General features: G+C 45.3%; 15 protein-coding genes. 2 read left to right on the plus strand and 13 right to left on the minus strand.

Annotated elements, in window-relative coordinates; all coding sequences use genetic code 11:
• From EJQ19_RS33130 to EJQ19_RS12425, 3 genes are all read right to left on the minus strand, one after another.
• A partial coding sequence (locus EJQ19_RS33130; protein WP_478354292.1) for a Ger(x)C family spore germination protein occupies positions 1 to 228 on the minus strand: 228 nt, incomplete at its 3' end.
• Positions 225 to 1,322: a GerAB/ArcD/ProY family transporter gene (locus EJQ19_RS12420; protein WP_126141549.1), complete on the minus strand. Its 1,098-nt coding sequence runs from the start codon at positions 1,320 to 1,322 to the stop codon at positions 225 to 227. The genes EJQ19_RS33130 and EJQ19_RS12420, both read right to left, overlap by 4 nt.
• Positions 1,306 to 2,856: a spore germination protein gene (locus EJQ19_RS12425; protein WP_126141550.1), complete on the minus strand. Its 1,551-nt coding sequence runs from the start codon at positions 2,854 to 2,856 to the stop codon at positions 1,306 to 1,308. The genes EJQ19_RS12420 and EJQ19_RS12425 overlap by 17 nt, the downstream gene beginning before the upstream one ends.
• 1,481 nt (positions 2,857 to 4,337) lie before the next feature.
• On the opposite strand from EJQ19_RS12425, the gene EJQ19_RS12435 reads away from it, so the two are divergent.
• On the plus strand, positions 4,338 to 4,856 hold the full coding sequence (locus EJQ19_RS12435; RefSeq protein WP_126141551.1) for a hypothetical protein: 519 nt from the start codon (positions 4,338 to 4,340) through the stop codon (positions 4,854 to 4,856).
• Positions 4,857 to 4,939: 83 nt separating this feature from the next.
• Here the strand turns inward: EJQ19_RS12435 and EJQ19_RS32195 are convergent, their stop codons facing one another.
• Positions 4,940 to 5,155: a hypothetical protein gene (locus EJQ19_RS32195; protein WP_206438410.1), complete on the minus strand. Its 216-nt coding sequence runs from the start codon at positions 5,153 to 5,155 to the stop codon at positions 4,940 to 4,942.
• 259 nt (positions 5,156 to 5,414) lie between these two features.
• Complete coding sequence (locus EJQ19_RS12445) at positions 5,415 to 5,729, minus strand: integrase core domain-containing protein (protein WP_126141552.1); 315 nt, start codon at positions 5,727 to 5,729, stop codon at positions 5,415 to 5,417.
• A 231-nt stretch (positions 5,730 to 5,960) separates the two neighbouring features.
• Here EJQ19_RS12445 and EJQ19_RS12450 point away from each other — a divergent pair, with 231 nt between their 5' ends.
• Positions 5,961 to 6,257: a hypothetical protein gene (locus EJQ19_RS12450; RefSeq protein WP_126141553.1), complete on the plus strand. Its 297-nt coding sequence runs from the start codon at positions 5,961 to 5,963 to the stop codon at positions 6,255 to 6,257.
• A 259-nt stretch (positions 6,258 to 6,516) separates the two neighbouring features.
• On the opposite strand, the gene EJQ19_RS12455 is transcribed toward EJQ19_RS12450, so the two are convergent.
• The 8 genes from EJQ19_RS12455 to EJQ19_RS12490 form a co-directional block, all read right to left on the minus strand.
• Positions 6,517 to 8,823 carry a glycoside hydrolase family 2 protein gene (locus tag EJQ19_RS12455; protein WP_126141554.1) on the minus strand — a complete coding sequence of 769 codons (2,307 nt, stop codon included), beginning with the start codon at positions 8,821 to 8,823 and terminating at the stop codon, positions 6,517 to 6,519.
• Positions 8,820 to 11,633 (minus strand): family 78 glycoside hydrolase catalytic domain, encoded by a 2,814-nt coding sequence (locus tag EJQ19_RS12460; RefSeq protein WP_126141555.1) that lies wholly within the window; start codon positions 11,631 to 11,633, stop codon positions 8,820 to 8,822. Before EJQ19_RS12460 ends, EJQ19_RS12455 begins: the two co-directional genes overlap by 4 nt.
• On the minus strand, positions 11,618 to 13,960 hold the full coding sequence (locus tag EJQ19_RS12465) for a glycoside hydrolase family 2 protein (protein WP_126141556.1): 2,343 nt from the start codon (positions 13,958 to 13,960) through the stop codon (positions 11,618 to 11,620). The genes EJQ19_RS12460 and EJQ19_RS12465 overlap by 16 nt, the downstream gene beginning before the upstream one ends.
• Positions 13,961 to 14,133: 173 nt before the next feature.
• Positions 14,134 to 15,918: a family 43 glycosylhydrolase gene (locus tag EJQ19_RS12470; RefSeq protein ID WP_126141557.1), complete on the minus strand. Its 1,785-nt coding sequence runs from the start codon at positions 15,916 to 15,918 to the stop codon at positions 14,134 to 14,136.
• Between the two features lie 93 nt (positions 15,919 to 16,011).
• Positions 16,012 to 17,613 carry an ABC transporter substrate-binding protein gene (locus EJQ19_RS12475; protein WP_241242873.1) on the minus strand — a complete coding sequence of 534 codons (1,602 nt, stop codon included), beginning with the start codon at positions 17,611 to 17,613 and terminating at the stop codon, positions 16,012 to 16,014.
• Positions 17,614 to 17,644: 31 nt separating this feature from the next.
• Positions 17,645 to 19,249 carry a response regulator transcription factor gene (locus EJQ19_RS12480; protein ID WP_126141558.1) on the minus strand — a complete coding sequence of 535 codons (1,605 nt, stop codon included), beginning with the start codon at positions 19,247 to 19,249 and terminating at the stop codon, positions 17,645 to 17,647.
• Positions 19,246 to 20,967: a sensor histidine kinase gene (locus EJQ19_RS12485; RefSeq protein ID WP_164716516.1), complete on the minus strand. Its 1,722-nt coding sequence runs from the start codon at positions 20,965 to 20,967 to the stop codon at positions 19,246 to 19,248. The genes EJQ19_RS12480 and EJQ19_RS12485 overlap by 4 nt, the downstream gene beginning before the upstream one ends.
• 157 nt (positions 20,968 to 21,124) lie before the next feature.
• Positions 21,125 to 22,009, minus strand: coding sequence for a carbohydrate ABC transporter permease (locus EJQ19_RS12490; protein WP_126141560.1), 885 nt, complete (start codon positions 22,007 to 22,009; stop codon positions 21,125 to 21,127).

Here is a 22,009-nt window from a genome sequence, read left to right on the forward strand (position 1 = left end):
CTGCGGGCCCCCTCCCGCCGCCCGGGGAATGAAGATTTGCGCAGATAATTCAACGGCTCCGCTTGGCGTCATGTCCACTCCCGCAGCAAGTACAATGGCCAAATCATTGATTTCCTTCCTATCCCAGCAGCCAGGCAAAACAAGCAGAAGAGAGAGGATTAGGGTGATATGGCCCCCTCGTTCCACCAATAATCGCCAGCTCTTTAATCCTGTTCTCCAGACGTTCATTCGGGTGAAGGAGACCGGCTTTTCCGTATGGCTGCAACAAGCAGCAGAAGGCCGGGCAGCAGAATCAGGGCAAACAACGTGTATAGGTTGCCTATGGCGCCAAGCTGGCTAGCCAGCTCGCTCTGATTGGATATCACCCAGAACGAGAAGGCGACAGTCAGGAAAGCCAACGGAAACACCAGCGGCCGATAATCCTTCAGTTGCAGCAATTGGGCAACGGAGAGCGCGTTCAGATAGAGAAAAAAAGAAATTTTAATCAGGATCCCGGTTATCCAAATCGTAATGATTACTGCCTCCAGATGCTGCAAAAAATCCGCATAGCTAATATAACGCGCTGCGATCATCATCGGATAGACGAACCTGTCCGCTACATCGCCTAACAGGAACAGGCAAGAAATATTGACGGCCATCATCGTGAAGGTCGTCACACCCAGTGAGATCAATGAAACCCGCCATATGCGCTCCCGCTTTGTAACGAAAGGAAGTACAAAGCTGAGAAAGAAGTATTCGCTTAGCCAACTGGCCGGAGCCACCGCACCTTTGAAAATCGGCTTCACCCCTTTTTCCGCAAACGGAAGCCATTCGTCGGTTCTCCACTCTGGAATCAGCAACAGCAAGACAATGGTCAGAAGGGCCGCCATCAGCGTCATGAGAATGACAGCGGTTCTGCCTAGCACTTCTAAGCCGCTGATCACATTGACTGCGCATAAGAACATCAGACTGCCCATAACGACAAAAAGAGGCGTCTGCGGAAGGATAGCGCTTAGAATGAATTCCCCGTATTCTCTAAGCACGATTCCGTTCAGTTGAACCAAGTAGAATACAAAAAACAGGCCTAAAAGTCTACCTGGCACTTTGCCCAATATCAAGACGCTAGATTCGATAGGTGTCAGTTGCGGATGACGAATGTTCAGACGGTAGGCGATGTAGATCGCCAGCAATCCTACGAGAGAAGCCAGCAAGGGTGTCATCCACATGTCATGACCTGCATAGCCCATCGTTACACTAGGGACGCTGAGAACTGCAGTCGCAAGAATGGTCGGGAACATAATTGCACTCATCTGCAAAGGGGGAATTCTACCTTGTTCCATCATTGTTCTTACCTCTTTTCATATCGACATTCCCGCGATTCGGCTTCTCGGGTCCCTGATCAGCGCTCAACAGCTCGGGATTCCCCGTACCGCTCCAGATCGGTGCGCGCATAAACACATCCTTAAATTCACGCAATCGAGTCGGTGTGACCGGAGTGAGATACGGAAGCCCGAATGAACGAAGTCTGCACAAATGAATGATCATGGCGATTAACCCGAGCATGACGCCCACGAGACCAAGCGTACCGGCCAAGAACATGATCGGGAATCGCAGCAGCCGAGGCGGAATGCCAAGAGAATAGCGCGGAATCATAAAAGAGGATATCCCTGTGATCGCAACGACAATCACCATGGGCGCGGATACAATGCCCGCCGATGTAGCCGCCTGCCCGATCACAAGTGCCCCGACGATACTGACGGCTGAGCCGACCTGCTTCGGAAGCCGCACCCCTGCTTCCCGCAGAGCTTCAAACGTAATTTCCATGATAAACGCCTCAACCATGGCCGGGAACGGGATCTCCTCTCGTGATTTGGAAATATTGAGGAGCAGCACGGTTGGAATCATCTCCTGATGAAAGGTCGTGATCGCGATATAGGCTGACGGCAATAGCAATGAAATGACAAAAAAAACGTAACGAAGCCAGCGAATAAACGTGCTTACAATAATATTTTGATAATAATCCTCAGGTGATTGGAGCAACGAGAACAGACCGACTGGCGCTACCAGCGCAAAAGGGGTGCCGTCGATTAGAATAGCGACACGTCCTTCAAGCAAATTAGCACACACCACATCGGGTCTTTCGGTTGAAAGCAGTTGAGGAAATGGAGAGAATGGATTATCCGATATCCACTCCTCAATCATTTCGCTTTCCAGTATCCCTTTTGCCTGAATAGCCTCCAGACGTCGGCGTATCTCCTTTACCAGTTTCGGATTAGCTAGATTTTTTATATAGAGGATAATCACTTCTGTCTTTGAGTAGCTGCCGACAGTTGTGCTAACCGTTTTCAAGTCGGGCGTTTTAAGCCTCTTGCGTATAAGAGGGAGATTGACCCCGATCCCTTCAGTAAACCCTTCACGCGGCCCTCGAACCGTTGATTCCGCCACAGGCTCTTCGACTTGACGATGATCCAGCTTGATAAGGTTGAATGACCAGGCTTTGGCAGAAGCATCCAGAAACAGGACGGGATAACCGCCACAAATTTTATCCACGATTTCATTGATCCCAGCATGCTCGGTAGGGGACACCGAATTAATGCGATCCTGCAACAATCCGTCGTAGGATTCGAGTGCATCGTCAGTAATAGCGCCAATCGCCGATAGCACCTGTTTTTCGAGTGCCAACGTGTCAGAGTACCCCAGTACGTATACAACGCAGCAGCGGACAGCATCCGCAATGGTAGAAAAGTGGAAAACGATATCGTAACAATCCTCAAAGACATCCAGAAGGTAGGATATATTGTCATCCAGCGATTCCGACAACTCCACATCACATTCGGCGGCCGAATTGGAAAGAGGGAAAGGGTCTGCCTTGAGCATTTCTGTTCATCTCCTATGACAGGGAGTGTATGCTTTCTAGTCCATTCCCATTATTCCCATTCCATGAAACTGTAAACTTTCTCTACCCGCTGAGCTCCAACTTCAATTGACTTCGGACCCTCGAACCTCCGCATTCAATATTCTCACTTCAAAATGCGGCTTGATGAGCAGTTGAGGATAATCCTTTCTCCACTCCAACGTTGTCCACAGAACTGGGTGAAATGCTCTTAACTCCTTCCAAATGCCAATAACGTCGGAATTCGCTTCTTTCCAGCTCCAGCAGGCAGCCCAATTGGTTCGCACTCTGGAGCACTTCGCTAAAATAGCTAGGTAAATAATTTCCCAAAATCAAAAGATGCAAAAAAAGGAACTTCGATGAAAGATGCAATCAACAATAGGTCCGGTGCTTGGCATCCTTGTATAGTCTGGAACGATGTCGAAGGGCATTCAACACTGATCTTGCTCGTGGCTGGATCGTTATTCGTCACATTTCTCTGCTGACCCACGCCGCGGCCGTTCGTAATACGACCCGCAAGCGTACCATATTGCTCTGTGTTCGGAGATAGAATTGGATTATTCAGCTGCGAAACTGCTGCCACCGTAATCGATTGCGAATCAGCTTTGAGCACATCTCCAGAATTAAAACCGCCACCAGAAATTTCAGCGCATATTGTTTCTCCATCATTGTGAACATTCGCTGCATCCCCAGGTCCCTCTACATAGTTATTTGAGCTGTACGCATCTGATCCAGCAAACTGTGTGAGTCCAGATTGAGTTCGTTATGCACGAATTCATTATAGACCAGCGAAAAAAAAGAACACACNNCTGTAAAGATGGCATATAAAAAAAAAAAAGCAACACTGTCTCTTTCATGGGACTTATTCGATCTGCCCTTTGGATAATTCTTAATCAAACTGGGAACTTTATTTTTATTATTTTTGTCTATGCTAGATTTAGGGGACAATCAGAAGTCAAAATTATACCGAGAAGGGAAGACATCTTACTTTGGTAGTCGTCATTTTTCTCATGTTCGCATGGTACTGTATCCTCTTACAAATCACGCTCCCGAGTAAGCTGCCTTTGTTTGTCAACCTGCTTTTGTTTATGGCAATTGAAGTCATACTCACAAACAAACTGACCATAATTGGTTATAATCTTGGGCTATTCCAAATCAACACAAAAAGTATCCCCCACTTTCTATCTATGATTCTTCATAATGATCTCACCGTTACTTTCGTCCTCCTTACCTTTGCCAACGTATTCCTAACTACCACCAAAGTCAGCATTCGTTGGGCAATATCGGTATATGCGTTTCTCTTCCAATTGTTAATCGGAGCGATGCTTCGATGGAACTACGTCCTCATCGATACTGGCTGGAATTTCGGAATGGAATCCATAATGATCCTAGTTGTAATGATCTATACACTGCTATTGGGATATCTTTTTCAACGAATGGCATATAAGGAAGGATGGGTACGTTGATGGAAAATATCATTTATGACAATCATTTTAATAAGAATGAATGGTTTGTCATGGGAGTAATTCTAGTTAGTTTGGTGCCAATTTGGTTGTTTCCCCGTCGGTTTTCGCCTACCCAAACTATCTTTAATATGCTTATTGGTATTGCATTCGGACTTGTTTTCGATCATACAGTCGCGACACCTCCATTTGACCTTTATGATCTAGGAGACGAATCAACATTCGAGTTGTTTGACCTGTTCTCTTATATTATGTATGCACCGACGGGGTATTGGTTTATTTATTGGTATGAACGTGCACGGATGTTCGAAATAATGACGATTATCTATATTCTCTTTTGGGCCGGAATGGCAGTCGGACTCGAATGGTTGGGAGTAAAGACTGGAGAATTCCATTACAAAAACGGCTATATGCTGCTTTACTCCTGCCCAATCTACTTGTTTCTAATGAGTATTCATCTATTCTTGTATCGTATGGCGTTCACATCGGAGCGTTGGCAGGGGAAAATAACAAGAGAATAGGCCGCCCCAAATACGGGACAGGCCTAGCTGTCGGCGGCATTCGCCACAACGCTTATTGCACCAAGATCGCGCCGTAATGCCCCTCAACCGTGAGCGTGACAGAACCGTTGGAAACTGTGTAAACGGTTCCACTTTATTTTGTCGGTGACTGTGCTGCCGTTAATAATGCTTACTTTGTTCACAGGTACGGTTACAGAATGGCTTACAAAATCATTGTTCAAGACAACTGCGATGCGGTTCGTATTGTCAAAGCGCGCATAGGAATAAATCTTGTGGAGATCGTCTGTCAATAAGGTCATAAATGATCCTATACGCAGAGCTGCGTACGAATTGCGGATCGCTATAAGCTTTTCGTTAAAGCAACGGCACTGTTCGATGTCGTGCCTTGATTCCAATCGATGGTGCGTCGGTTATCCGGATCTGCTCCCCCTTGCATGCTGTATTCCTCGCCAACAGCATTCATTCTTCATCAGCAGCTGTGATATTCCATAAATAATTAGAAAACGGAACCGAAAACCCGCTCGGTTTCGTTTTTGTTGTTCCAGATTTGTTTAGAATTCAATGAACTCCAATACAAAAATCAAGGTTTGTTCCTGAATTCTTTAGAAAAATTGCTCCTGCCACTTGATCATCAGGAATCATCTTTTTTAATCCCCATCGGTAGCGCTCTGTGTTGTATGCGAGCATATATTCGTTGACTCTTTGTCGTAGCTCTTGAATAGTCAGACAGTCTTCATATTCTAGTTCGTCCTTCATGTGGCCGAAAAAGGATTCCATGGGGGCGTTATCCCAGCAGTTTCCCTTCCGGGACATCGATTGCTTAAATCCAGCTTTCTTCACCTTATTCTGAAAGACAGGATGGGTATAATGCATACCTTGATCAGAGTGCAGAATAGCTAGCTTCTGGGTGAATCGTGTAGTTCATATTGCTTAGGAGCCCTTCTAATGTTTTTTCCATAATCCCAAGTTCCAGGGACGTTGAGAGAAAATGTGCAAGTATCTGGTACGTTGACCCGTCTTTGACACAGGGAAAGATACGCCTGCTGTCCATTGCCGTATTTCATGTAGGTAATATCCGTTAACAATACTTTTATTGGGCTCTCCTTGGTTAAATTGCCGCTTATGTACGATGGGGTAGGATGCCTTGCCATATGTGGAGGCTATCAACTGCTTGGCAATTATTACATGACCTCGGACGGTACGCCAATCAAAGGGCTGGATGTTTGTGAGTTTTATTCGGAAGAGAAAAAAAATCGCATGGTAGGCAATGTTGTCGTAGACACACCGGACTTTGGACACCTTCTGGGATTTGAAAATCATTCCGGGCGAACATTCCATCAGTATGAACCATTAGGCAAAGTGATCAAAGGTTATGGCAATAACGGTGAGGATGGAAAGTAAGGTCTCGTCTATAAAAATTTGATCGGATCCTATCTTCACGGCCCCCTCTTACCCAAAAACCCGCTTCTGGCCGATCGCATTATAGCTGCAGCCCTCGATAGGAAATACGGTAAGAAAGCGTTGCAACCGCTGGATGACCGACTTGAACATAAAGCTCACTCGATTGCCAAAGAGATTAGTTTGCGTTCCCCTGTTTGACCCTCGAAAAAAATGTAAGAAGGTTTGAACAGGCGGCTTGCCTGCTCAAACCTTCTTGATGTTACTTATTCTTATTAATTCGAGTCAGTTCTCTATTTAGGGCATATAACAGCTTGTCAGTGAAGTGGTCGGGCGCCATTTCCGCCAAGGTATCGATCTTAAATCCTTGCGTCATGCTATACGTCGGTCTCTCTCTAAAGCTTTCTCCTAAAAACTGATGTAATACCGCTGCTGCTTCTTCATTCTCGAAAAGCTCTTTAAACGTGCAACGCGTCGAGTAAACATCATCCGTGATATGTAATTCTTCTAGTTCTCCATCCAAATCAGGCATTTGGAACCAGTTCTGAACTTCTTCACCTTTTTCCTCAACAGGAGCCTCGTAACTTGGATTTGGTTCGTCTACTTTGTTAAATTTCGCAATATCTACATAGAAATCATTATCTTCAGCGGAGACTGCTCGTATTTCATTCATACCCTCCATTAAGGGGACATGCTCGAAAATGAACACTTTATCATCACTGATTTTGGTTTGAAACTCTATTCCATTAATATACAGCGTTACTTCCTTGCAATTTGAATACACCTTCACACACATGCTGCTCTCTGCTCGGTCCACATGGCGCTTGCTGGTGATGTGAACAAATTTATCGTCCGACCAATGCGCTTTATACATGTAAAAGGCATCTTTCTTGATCTTTCTGTCATAGGTAACAAGCCCTTTATTATTTCTTCCCTTCACGCCGCCTTCATCTCTGATGTTCGCTCCAAAATCAAACATGTTCCATACATACGTCGCCCACAGGAATGGTCTTTCCGCGAAGGTTTTCCAAACGATTTCATGGAATAAGGCATGATATTCTTCCGTATAATCTTTTACCTTTGGATCCGCACTATGGTATTGAACAATGCCTTCTGCCCCATATTCGGATATACACAGCGCTACATCGGGGTTAATGCGGTGAAACTTATCCAGCCAAGGTGCAAAATCCTCAGCCTTCCCGTGGTACCAACCATAATATTTGTTGTAACCAATCACATCCGTCATCCGGTTGTATTCATCTTCCTCATTGACAAATAGAACATTGGCCATCGTCGTTAGCCTTGTGGGGTCTTCCTTTTTCGTCAATGCATTCAGCTCTCGAACGAGTCTTCTCACCTCTGGCCGTTCGCCGCCGATTTGAATTTCGTTCTGAATTCCCCAGAAGATGATGGAGGGATGATTATAGTTCTGCCTGATCAACTCGATCATCTGCTGCTTCGCATTGATCCCATCTAATTCATACTGCGACATAATTGAAATGAAGGGAATTTCTGCCCATACGACCATGCCTTCTTGATCACATAAATCATAAAAGAATTGACTGTGCTGGTAGTGGGCTAACCGGATGGAGGATGCACCGATTTCTCGAATATATCCCATGTCTTCTACCTGCTCTTTTTCCGAAATGGCCCAGCCCATGTCCTTCCTGTCTTGGTGTCTGGATACACCGTGCAAAGGCAGATGCTCGCCGTTTAAGAAGAAGCCTTTTTCAGGATCTACATGAAAGTATCTGACGCCAAAAGGAATCGACAACGCATCGATCGTATCATTAAAGCTAATCAACGATAGGCTGGCACTGTACATATACGGATTTTTCCGCCCCTGCCATAGCGTTGGATTGTCAATGATGCAAGGCAGCTCTACGGTTTGGGACTCTCCAGCGGTTAGCACAACTTCCTTCGTGGCATAGGTGACAATTTGATGATTCGCATCGTAAATATCGACCCAAAGATTAACCTTTTTCTCTTCTCCACCGTCATTAACAACGATTGTTTTAATATTCAGCTTGGCTTTTTCTTTCGATACTTGTTCCTGAACGATATAAACACCCTGTGAGCCATAATCCATCAAGTCAAAATGAACAGGCGCCGTAACAACCATATTCACATCGCGGTAAATCCCTCCGTAGAACGTAAAGTCTGCTTTCTGCGGATACACATCATCAGCTACAGTATTGTCCACTTTTACCGCGAGTACATTGGCAGTGCCGTAGGTAACGACGTCAGTCACGTCAAACCTGAAGGTGGCGTATCCACCTTTATGCTGACCCAAATGTTGGCCGTTAACATAGACATCCGTAATGCTGTTCGAGCCCTGGAACTCAATAAAAAGTCTATTTCCTTCGCAAGAAGGCTCAACTGAGAAAGTCTTCCTATACCAACAGGCGCCTTGATAATATTCATAGCCATTTGCACCATCAATCGCGTTCCATGTATGAGGAATCGTTACATGCTGCCAATGCTCATCGTTGAACGCTTTACGTTCAGCTTGCTCCACGTCTTGACGAATAAATTTCCAAGCCTCATTCATCCCAATCGTTTTTCTCATTGTGCAGCCACACTCCCAACTTGAATTGTAAACTGATATTCGCCGCTTCCCACCGTAACTACTATGCGTCCATCTTCATACCGCGTATCTGGGTAATCGCCCAATACAACCTTGAGATCATCTTGCGTGCCTGGCAGCATGATCGTCGCCGTCGTATTTGCTGGCACCTCAAACTGATAGGTTACGCCTTGATCCGTTATTTCCCAGTTTGATTTGATCGTGCCGTAAAGGGACTCATAGGTCGCCGATGCTTCCGTCAACGATCCGCCAACCAAAGGCTTCAACATAAAATGCTTGTAACCAGGCGTCTCCCATACAGGACGAATGCCCGCTATACCCGCAAAGAGGAAGTTGCACACGGCTCCATACGAATAGTGATTCAGAGACCCCGACAATTCGCCGTCAGGTTTAATCCCTTTCCAACTCTCCCAGATGGTCGTCGCGCCGTTGCTGACCGCATACAGCCATGAAGGGCACGTATCCTGCTCCAACAATCGGAAAGCGATATCCGCGTATCCGTAGTCCGCTAACACTTGAAGAACGAAAGGGGTGGATAGGAAGCCCGTATTCAAGTGGTACCCCTGGTCCACAACCAACTGCGCCAGTTTGTCAGCGACCGCTTGTTTCTTATCCTCAGACGCCAAGTCAAAGGCAAGCGTACGGACATTCGGTGCCTGTCTGCCTTCCAAGATGTAGCCATCGTCTTTAATCAGATACTGGTTGTATACGCGTTTAATTTTCTCGTATAACGCTTGGTAATTGTCTGCTTCCTCCGTCTTCCCGAGCACAGCTGCCATTTCAGCCAACAAACGCGTCGAATAGGCGAAGTACGCGGTGGAGACATCCGGATGGTTTCCTTTTGTTTTGGTCAAAACGGCCATGAGATCTTTCATTTCAGTGTCCGTTTCAAGCCACTCCCCCCAATGGAACCTCGTATCCCAGATGTAATCAGCATCCCGTTCCCCATCCGTAAAATGTTGATAAGCAGGCGAATCTTGAAATAGCTCATTCGCATTCTTCGCACTGGCAGCCATGTAATCGACCCATGCTTTCGCTGAATCGAACTGCTTATCTAAGATCGCCTTGTCTCCGTAACAAAGATACATCGTCCATGGAATGATAACCGCCGCATCGCCCCAGCCGGCAGAACCGTCAAGAATACTGGCTGTACCGGGCTTGGGTCGGCGCATGGCCGCCATCGGATTTTTGTTTTCAGCCATGAATCGTTCCCATTCTTCCATGCTGTGGTGCCCAATAACGGTTGGCACCGTACTGCCGACGGAACCGTCAGCAAATTGCTCTGCTGCAACGTCAGCCATCCACTTCTCAAAGAAGGGGTACACATTCATGAAATCTGACGCTGTTCTACAGAACACTTGCGCATCCCCCGTCCATCCCGCTCTTTCCCGAGTTGGACAATCGGTAGGCACCTCCATGAAGTTGCCCTTCTGGCTCCATTTGGCGTTAGAAACCAGCTTGGTGATTAATGGGTTCGAACAAGTGAAATCACCCGTTTCGTCTAAGTCGGAATACACAGCAACAGCTGTAAAGTTCTCGGGTGTTATTTCTCCCGGATAATTCTTAACGCGTACATAACGGAATCCAAAAATCGAAAAACGTGGACAATAACTCTCTACACCATTGCCCGCTGTGATGTAATGAACCTCTTGGAAATCCTCCACTGTTCCATGCTCGGCTAGGTTTTGCAAGGTGAAGTTGCCGTGCTGATCTAAGGCTTCCCCATGAATGAGCACAATCTCAGTCCCTGCATCGCCTTGCACTTTCATTTCGACCCATCCCGCGATATTTTGACCAAAATCGAGAATCGTCTCTCCATTTGGCGTGCGCATCACCTGTGGAGTAAATCTTTCCTTCTCTCTTACAGGGACGCTTCGAGTACCGATCAAATGATCGAATCCATCGGTTGTGAGTTGGACGGGCGCCCAAGCAGAATCGTCATACGACGGTTGATTCCAACCATCGATGTTGATTCTAGCATCATACACATCTCCCGCCTTCATATCCGATTTCAGCAAGGGGCCGCGGGAAGTTCGAAAAGAATCGTCACTGCCGATGATTTCACGGCTGCCATCTTCGTAGTCCAACACGAATTGTCCTAAGAAAGCTAATTTATAGCCAAAATTGTTCTTGAGATTTGCTCCGCCTGTAGCCCCTCTCCACCAACCGTCTCCGAGGATGACACCTAATGCATTAGAGCCTTCTTGCAGCAAGGACGTGATGTCGTAAACCTGGTACTGCAAACGTTTATGATAGGAAGTGAATCCTGGCGTGAACAGATGATCCGTACCTTCAATACCGTTTAGATAAAAACGGTATAACCCCTTCGCGGTAAGGCAGGCTCTTGCCGATACGAGTCCTTTTTTTACAGTGAATTCTTTACGAATATAAGGGGCAGGTTTATACACGGCTATGTCCACTTCTGCCTCCGGTTCAATCCAATGAGCCACCCATTCCGAAGCATGCAACATCCCCGTTTCAAAGAATACCGGATCACTTAAGGTGCACTCGCCTTCTTGATTGCTCCAAACTTGAACTCGCCAGTAGATGCGCTCAAGCGATCTTAACTCCGGCCCTTCATACACAATGCCCTGCGACTGACTCGTCTCCACCTTGCCGCTGTCCCAGACTGTGTTCGTGAAGCCCTCGGTTGCTGAAGCTTGAACTTGATAGGCAATTTGTAAGACATTCCTGCCGTCACTGCGGAGCTTCCAGCCTAGACGCGGCCTAGCTACATCCAGTCCCAATGGGTTTTCCAAATATTCCGTTCGCAATGCTATGACTTCCAACATGTTGACGACCTCCCAAAACTACGATTTATCTTTATAAGCTCCTTATTCATCAGATACAGCAGCTTTTCTTTGCGAGGATCCTGCGAGAAGGCAGTCAGATTTTCCAAATTCATGGAAAGTACCCTATCATTCATGGAGCCCTCCATCCTTTTGAACAATTTATCCAAGTACTTCTCCGCAATAGCCTTTGCTTCTTCATTAGCCAATAGCTCACGCAGCTCAACTTTTGTCGAAAATACATCATCCGTGATTTCAAGTTCCTCCATGAGGATATCTTCCACATTCGGAACCGAAAACCAGTTGGAAACCGCTTCTCCCTTTCCTTTTTCCGGAGATTCGTAGCTCAGGTTTGGTTCTTGGACCCGATGAAACCGGGCGACATCACCGAATGTTAGACCACCCTGCCTCGATACGGCCTTGATTTCATTCATGCCGTCTTGCAGCGGAATATGTTCAAAAATACAGATGCGGTTATCGCTTGTTTTCGTTGCTACTTCGGTCCCGTTGGCGTATAGCGTTATCGCTTCACAGTTGGAATAAATTTTGACTGTGATCTCGCCGTCTGGACGATCCACATATCGTTTGCTTGTAATATGAACAAACTTCTCATCCGACCAGTTGGCTTTATACAGATAGAATGCATCTTTTTTCATTTTACGATCGTAAGTCACTAACCCTTTATTGTTTCGTCCTTTTACTCCGCCTTCATCCCGATGGCTAGCGCCAAAATCAAACATGCTCCATACATAGGTTGACCACAAGTACGGACGTTGGGAGAAAATGCCCCAAACCTTCTCATGACACAAAGCATGATATTCCTCTGTGTAATCTTTCACCTTCGGATCCTTGCTGTGGTACTCAACAATCCCCTCCGCACCGTATTCAGAGATTCCAAGGCATACGTTCGGATTTTGTTTATGGAAGCCATCCAACCAAGGGGCAAAATCCTCACATGTCCCGTTGTACCAACCGAAGTAACGGTTGTAACCGACCGTATCCGTAATGAAGTTATACGCATCATCATCTTTCACGGTGTAGACATTGGCCATCGTGGACAACCGAGTGGGGTCTTCTTTCTTGGTCAGTTCATGTAACTCTGCGACAACTCTCCTTACTTCCGGTCGATCGCCGCCGATTTGGATTTCATTTTGAATCCCCCAAAAAAGGATAGACGGATGATTAAAATTTTGACGGATTAATTCGATCATTTGCTGCTTGGCGTTGATACCTTGCAATTCCGAATTCGACATCATCGTAATAAACGGAATTTCCGCCCACACGGCCATGCCCTCACGGTCACAGAGATCATAGAAAAATTGATCATGCTGGTAGTGCGCTAACCGTATGGAGGTGGCTCCCATTTCTTTAATCAATGCCATATCTTCCTCTTGATCGTTCTTCGTGATCGCCCAGCCCACATCTTTACGATCCTGGTGCCTGGAAACGCCGCGCAACGGAAGATGCTCCCCATTTAGAAAGAAACCTTTCTCCGGATCTACATAAAAATGACGAACGCCGAATGGAATGGAGATTTCGTCCAGCGTATCATTGAAACTTGCCAAAGATATCTTGGCTTCATAGCAATACGGATTTTTCCGCCCTTGCCATAAGATCGGTTGCTCGATCACAGCCGGCATCTCGACTTCCTTCGTTTCACCGGCAGCCACAATCACTTCTTTTGCCGCATAGGCCACTTGCTTCCCTTCTGCACTAAGAAGATCTGCCCACAATCTCACTTTTCTCTCTTCATCGCTGTCATTGGCAACCCTTGACTTGATCGTTAACTGAGCTTGAACGGCGGAAACCTGATCTTGCACGAGATAAATTCCCTGTGAACCGTAATCTAAGAGGTCAAAATGAAGCGGATCTACAATTACCACATTTACATCGCGATAAATACCGCCATAAAACGTAAAATCAGCAGCCTGCGGATATACATCGTCGACGACGGTATTATCAACCTTCACAGCCAGCGTGTTGATTTGGCCGAACTCAACCGCTTCCGTTATATCAAACCGGAAGATGGAATAACCCCCTCGGTGCTGACCGAAATGCCGTTCGTTCACATAAACGTCCGTCACACTGTTGGAACCATGGAATTCAATGAATATTTTATTCTTTTGTTCTTGCGACGGAATGACGAACACTTTCCGATACCAGCAAGCCCCTTTGTAATAGTCAGACCCGCTTGTACCGTCAATGGCATTCCACGTATGCGGTAAATGAATGGCTTCCCAATGGTCGTCCAAGTAATCCTTATGCATGGCGCCGCCTTCATCTTGTCGAACGAATTTCCAGTTCATGTTTAGGTTAATCGTCTTTCTCATGCACGCATCCCCCTTTTTTATCATCATAAGATTTTATCAAAATGCGCACTAACACTCTCACGACGTATCCATAACGTTTTACCGACCTCTTCTCCAAAAAACAAAAGGCCTTCTAGAGATGCTTTCTAGCAGGCCTTAGATTTTAAGCTATGATTTCAGCCGTAATTGTTTCCTTACTCGATTACTGTGAAAATTCCGCCTTCCGTTATTCCCTTTTCATTAAAAGCATCCACTCTAACATATACAGACTGGCCTTTGATCAATGCACCGATATCGACCTGATTCCTCCCGAACACCATATAACTGTGATACAATTTATCCGGCGCGAAGCCCCAAAGCACATTGTATCCGACAGCATCACCGTCCTCCCATGTTACGGACAGGTCCAGTTCGCTTAAGAGTTTTGTTTGAACGCCATTTACTATCCTCGGCAGTTCACCTTCACCATTCCCGAACACGCGCAAACCGGAAATGCATGCATTCTGGTTAAACGGGAGCTCCTTTACGGTGCATCTGATATACCGTGCTTTAACTCCGCCTTCTTTTACAACAAGGTCATGTGATAAATCGGTATCTGCCTCCGATTTATCTTCTATTACAAAATATTCGATTCCGTCAACCGAGCCCTCTAGGAGCCACCTGGTAACATGCTGCCGCTCGTCAAGGTATCTTCGCGTTTCACCGACTTGCTTTAGAGTTGCTCCCTCAGGAAGCGGAAGGTTCATCTGATCATCCGCAAAATTAAGTTGTACGGCATGCACATCGCAGACATGCTTCAGATCAACCTCAAGCCATTCACCAGACGCATTGGTTGCTGCTTTCCACCAGCTTTGAACATTCTCATTCGTAGCCTTCGAAGCTTCTTTTCCCTCTTCACAGGAAGACGCCTTGGCCGGCTTGCCATATGAGAGAAGCATCCATTCAGGATCACTCCATGGATTCATTGCAACCTGTTCGATCTTCATAGGCCAGTCGCCATAGCGTTGGTTGCAGAATAATTCCCCGTCTTGGTCGAAGCCGGCAGGCCACAGTCCCAAACGTCTTTCAAAAATGTGATTGACACTAATTCTCATCGTTGACGCATGCCACCAATTTCCGTACTTGTCCTCGAGCGTGGATCCATGGCCGGCGCCGGGCATAAATCCGCCCGGCTTGTACGAGTAAGGGTTATTTTTAGCTAAAGTAAACGGTCCCAGCGGATTGTCGGATACGTAAACGCCATCGGAGTAAACATTATATTGCGTTCCAGGGCTGGAATACTGTAAATAATAGGTCCCATTGTATTTATCCATCCACGCCCCCTCAATGTATGGATCGCTGTTGCTGAGAGCAGCCCTTATCAGAGCCATCTTCTCTTCAGGCAAGTTCAAGAGTTTGGCGTAGGTTTGAACCATTTCCTCAATTTGTTCCGGAGTTCTATTGATAACATGATGTTCACCGTTTCTTTCAAACCCATGCAGGGTTGTGTTGCTATAAATTAGCTCGGCCGGCTTGCCTTTCGGTTGCATATCCTCTGGATTCAGTTCCACTCCATAAAGAGGCGTTATATTGGAGCAACCCCAATAGAAATAAACTCTCCCATCGTCATCAATGAACAGATTCGGATCCCAAAAGGGAAAACTCCCAGGTATCTCCTCGAACTCCCCTCGTACGGGATCTTTGGTCCTGAAGAAGGAGCAGCTATCACTTTTGGAAGATGCGGAAAAATACATGTATTCACCGATTACCCGTACATCCGGAGCATAGTCATAAATCGGTACGTCTTTCAGGGGATGGAACTCCCAATCTGCGAGATTATCACTTATAAGAAAACCGGCTGTCATCGACGGAAAAAGGTAATACTTATCTTTAAACAGAATCAATGACGGATCCGCCGCTTCTCTGTTAATCATCATCTTTCCCATGTCGATATACTGATATTTGTATTCCATATTGATCGGATTACATATAAATTTCATCTCAGACATCTCCTTTAATAAATAGGATTTCCATTAAATAGCCAGCATGGTTAACCGTTTCGCTGATCAATGGAAATCCCGTTTCGATCTTCTTTATTTTTTGTTTGCAGCTGCCCATGCATCGAGTTGTTTTTGCTTCTCTGCGATGACTTTATCAATACCCGCTGCTTTCAGTTTGGCTCTGAACTCTGGTAATTTATCGGCCGGATCGAGGGTGCCTGACTCCAACCCTTTCACATACTGATCAGTTACATTCTTAAGCGCCGTTACTTCATTCTTGACCGGCTCCGCATTGAAAGTGAAGCCCAGCGCTTTTGATTTGATCGCTTTTTGATTGGCTTCCGATGTTAATTTCCACATGTCTTGCAAATCGGATTTCATAAGATAAGCAATGGATGGATTCGCATACAACCAGCTATCCCAAGAATACCCTACTGTCTTCTTATCAATTCCAGTTGGATAATCAATCGTATTATCCGACACTTTCACATAGTGCTTCCCTTCAATGCCATAGACGAACAAATTGGCAAGATCCTTATCCGTGTACATGAGATTCAATAACATCATAACTCGTTCAGGATTCGTGGAATTTGTAGATATGGTCCACAATCCCGCCTGTGTGTCAGTTGTAGTCGCATAGATGTTGGACATGACCGGTGCGAAGACGAGATCTGTGCCATAGGTGCGGATTTCCCTTTCCAGGTTGCCCGGTTTAAGGCCGATGAAGTAAGAAAATGCCTTGCCTGCTTTCAACAAATCCGCTCCGCTAGCTTGTGTTGTAGCGGCATCTTTGTTGAAATACCCCGCCTTATTCCAACTATGCATCTTATTCAAATAGTCTTCATACTCTTTGGTCTCAAACAGGTTCACGATCTTTAGCCCATTGTCATATCCAGGCAATACACCTAACCGATCCCCCAATTTATCATACCAAACATACGTTTGCGATGGCAGGGATAATCCAGCTCCCAATGGAACAACATTGGGCTCATTGTCCTTAATCGTCTTGTAAATCCGATCAAGGTCGTCGATATTCTTGATGGAGGATACATCAATTTTGTACTTTTCCACGAGATCTTTTTTCATAAGAACGCCTGGTACCCCTGTGGTATAATCCTTGTAAACAGGGATGCCATAGGTTTTGCCATCAATCTTGGCACTGCTTAGATAAGCGGAATCAATCTGTTTTTTGATGCCCTCGCCATATTTATCCAGAAGATTATCAACGGGAACCATTTTTCCCGCTGCCACACCGGTACTGTATCCCGCACCGAATGTAAAGTATAAGTCCAGTTTCTCCCGGCCCGAGGTCATCAGATTCATTTGCTGCTCCCATGCTCCGATACTGATGGGCATGATCTTCACCGTTGCATTGATTTTGGCTTTCGCGATTTTGCTGATTTCATCTTGCACGGCTTGCATATCCTTCGAGACTGCTCCGAATACCGGTATGGCAATAGCAATCTCATAAGATTCCTTGGGAGCACTACTCGAACTTGTGCTGGCAGCTGGAGTTGCATTAGCAGCACTACTCCCTTCATTTTTCGAAGATGAACACCCGGCAATCACTCCCGTTAACATAACTGTAGCAAGCGAGAGTGTGGCAAATTTCGCTTTCCTATTCATCGTATTCCCCCCAGAAGTATCATTGATTACACCTTCATCATAACGTTCAATCGCTTGAGCAACTAACACTCTACCGACATCATAATAGCGTTTTCACGACTTATTGATCTTTGTTGTTTTGACTTCTATATTCCATCGGCCCTACTCCGACATGCTTCTTGAATAGCTTGGTAAAATAGGAGAAATTCGTGTAACCTAAGGTTGATGCAATGGCACTTACAGGGCGCTCCGTTCGAGACAATAGCTCTTTGGCCACTTTAACTTTTTCAAGAACAATATAATCGGATAGAACCAAACCCGTCTCTTTTTTGAAAATTCTCGTTAAATAATCGGGATGAAGAAAGACTTGATCTGCGATCATTTCGCGCGTCATATCTTGATCCAAGTTCAGCGAGATATACGCTTTTACGGTCTGAACGATCTTTTCTGTCTCTTTAACCGCGTCGGCATGAATCATCGCTTTACTCACAGCATGGCGAACCCAGACTAACATTTCGGATATGGACCGCACCGCTGACTCCGAAATGTGTCTTGACGCTTCATCACCAAATAATTGATTGGCCTCAATGCCTCTCAAATTCAGATAGGAGAATACGACTTGGGTGAAATTTTGATTGAATTGGTGTAACATTTCAGCATTGATGCCATGATTATTGATAAGACTCCTTACAATGGATTCCACTTCATGAATGACTGCATCCTTCGTCGCTGTCTTCATAAGCGAGGCGACGACGCCCAAGGCTGGCAGCTTTGCATGCGGTATGGCGGCTTCGAATTCATGATGAAGAAAGACTTGATTCACGAAGGCAACATTGTTTCGATCATGTCTCCGCAATTGTGCGACCATTCCGGCCATTTCATAGGCTTCTACGGCATTTCCAAAATAACAGGAGAGATCACAATAGAAATAAGCGTTACAAGAATGGATATATCGTTCGCATGCTCGGTAAAGCCGTTCATAATCCCAATTCGTTCCCCTATTTGCGACCATGATGACCAAGAGCACTCCTCGATCCAAATGGAAACAGATCCCGTTAGCACCGTCCCCGATCAGAATTTCCTCAGCTGAATTTTTAAGTGCATACTCAAGGATCTTCTCGTCTCTTCGATTCATCTCTTTTTTCCATTTTTGGACCGAAATGAGGATGGGAAGAAAGACCGACTCTTCGGTAATCGGAATATGATGCAAATCCACTTGATCGCGTATCGCGGCTGGCTGACTAGGTATGGAATGGTTAATTAAATCCACCCAGAACCTTTCAATAATAAAAGCATGATGCTTGAGCCATAATTGATGGGATTGACTATTTCTTTGGAATTCACTGTTTCGCTTAATAATGGCCTGTGCTTTGAAAATGGCCGCTTCCAAGTCAAGAGCACGAACAGGCTTGAGTAAATAGTCAACACTCCCCAACTGCAGCGCTTCTTTTGCATATTTAAAATCAGCATGACTTGTAAAAAAGATCGTCACCGTATTCGGATGATGCTCTCTTACCCAGGTCAGCAATTCAAACCCGCTGCCTTGCGGCATTTCAATATCACACAGTAAAATATCGATTCTTTCCCTCTCAAACAGTTCCTTAGCTTGTCTGATATTAATGGCCGTGAATAGCTGGCTGATGCCCAACTTCGTAAGATCAAGATCAGATTTCACCCCTTCAATAGCGAGAACCTCGTCGTCTACGATGAGCAAATGAATCTTCATCTGGTTGCCTCCATTCCAGGATTCGTAGGAATAATCAACTCTATTGCAGCTCCATGCCGATCTGTATCATTATCAAATACAAGGGATGCGGAATCACCGTACAACAGGCGTAATCTCCGTTCCACATTCCAAATCCCCGTATGCTCTCCACGTTCATTCTCCACGCTTCGACCTGCCTGCAACTTATCGAGGATTTCAGCCTTAAATCCAGGCCCTGTATCACGAATGCTGATTTTCATTCTGGAGCCGATCTCTTCAATTAGAAATTCAATTCGAACCACAATAGTCAGCGGCTCATCCAACGTAACCGCGTGTTTAATGGCATTCTCAACAAAGGATTGAATGACGAGCGGAGGGATAGGAACATCTACCAAGAACTCCGGTGACTCAATGGTCCACTTTAATTTCTCCGGAAAGCGTAAACTCTGGATTTTCAAATAATTACGCGTATGATTAAGTTCGTCTTTGAGCGGTACAAAAGAGGTATTGCTGCGGAACATAAATCGGAAATATTCAATTAAAGACATCGTCATTTCCAAGATCAACTCGTAATTCTTTATTTTAGCCAGATTATAAATGATGTTCAGTGTATTCAGGAAAAAATGAGGATTGACTTGCAACTGCAGCCGCTGTAATTCCTCTTTTTGCTTATTTAACTGCTCTTCATAGACGTTAGTGCGGAGCCGTTCAACCTCTGACATCATGGCATTAAACGCTCCGCCCATCAGTTGAAATTCCCCGGAAGTATGGCTAAGCGCTACCCTGCTGCTCCAATCTCCTTCTCGAACCTTCTTCATCGTGCGCAGCAACCGATATAAGGGCACCAAGACAGATTGCCTCATGGCATACAGCCCTATAGGAATAAATAGGAATGCAGCAATCGTGATGAACCAAACGATGGACTGTAGATAGGGAAGCTTCGCCAATATATACTGATCGGGTATTAATGCGATTAAATGGAAGTCGCCTCGGTTAGACGGGGCTCCAACTACAAGAAATCTCTTCTTGGTACCTGAAAGATAATACGCGTTTATTTGTGGTTGCAGTTCAATCCCATATTCGCTTACTCGTTGAGAATCGGAAATAGGTTCGCCTTGCCTATTGGCTAAGAGAACCTCTCCCTCTTCACCAATCTGAAGAGCGCGAAGGGGCTTCAATAATTCTTCCGTACTCACCAAAGCACCAAGGAAGGCGTCTCCTGCTTTCACAATGTCTATGAGGTAATTTTCTTGATTAATCTGAACATATTTCCAAGCTTTCGAGGAACTCCCCTTGGAAAATTGATCAGCATGAATATAATCAACAATATAACTTTGTATGATCTCATTTTCCTTAATGGCAGAAGGGTTATTCTTTGAAATGTTAAAATAATCTTGCCTGTGATCCGTATAAACAAAAAATGAACTTATCGGATTGTACAAGTTAATATCTTTCGTCAGCTTATTAAATAAATAAATTTTAGAGCTATAATACTCGCCATCGTTAACCTCTTGGCTAAGTGATAGCAAATCATAACCAGAACCAGCTAAGGTTCGCATATACGAGTCAATATCGTCTAACTTGGAATCGCTTTGAGTCGTGTACAGATTCAGCATGTTGTTATAGGAATCCGCAACCTGACCGCGAACGACATGGATCGCATAATAGTTGTTGTACAAGAGCATCCCCACCAGCGGCATCGTCATGATCAATACGCTGATGATTAACTTTGCTCGCAATGAGGCACCTCTCCAGTACCGTGTGGGGGTAAACATGATCGTTACAGCTCCTTTCGGGAAATAGATGTAAACCTATCATACTCCTATACGAACTGACAACGCCACAACCGTAGTCAATCAGTTGTGGCGTTGAACATATCTAGATGCATGCGGCCTCTTATCCTTTAACAGCACCAATCATAATGCCTTTGATAAAGTATTTTTGGAAGAAAGGGTACGCCACCAGAATCGGTAGAACCCCAATGACGGCAATCGCCATTTTCACAGCATCTGTAGGCATTTGTTTCATGGCATCGCCTGCATTGTTCGTCATATTCGTGCTTATGAATTGAATATCTTGCATGATACGATTAAGTAAATTCTGTATACTGAACAGTTTAGGATCCGTAATATAAATCATGCCCAGCTGCCAATCGTTCCAATACATGATACATTCAAAGAGACCAATGGTTGCCAAGATCGGGGTAGAAAGAGGAAGCACAATGGACCATAAGGTCCTGTATTCTCCCGCTCCGTCGATTTGTGCAGATTCAATCAATGCACTTGGAATGGTCGTTTGAAAGAAGGTTCGCATCAACATTACATAAAATCCGTTCATGAGGAGTCCCGGCACAATCAAGGACCATATCGTATTTTTAATATGGAAGATTTGCGTGTACACCAAGTAGGAAGGAACTAAGCCTCCATTAAATAACATGGTGAAGAAGACGATAAACATAATTAAATTGCGTTGTGGGGTCACACTTCTGGATAACGGATAAGCCAGGAGCGCTGTCATCGTGACTCCTATTGCAGTCCCGACTACCGTAACGAATATGGTTACCCCGTAAGCACGGGCAATTTCTCCCCCTCTATCATAGAGGTACTCGTAAGCAGCTGTACTAACCGTATGGGGGATAAACGAATAGCCATTTGCGATAATGTCATTCTGATCCGTTAGCGAAGCGGAAATCAGCAGAATGAAAGGGAGAATACAAATGACTGTGAACAAGAACATCATGATATGGCTGAACCACGTCAACCCTCTACTCTCATTGTTCAT

Source organism: Paenibacillus whitsoniae, assembly GCF_003955665.1.
Taxonomy (GTDB): Bacteria; Bacillota; Bacilli; order Paenibacillales; family NBRC-103111; genus Paenibacillus_E; species Paenibacillus_E whitsoniae.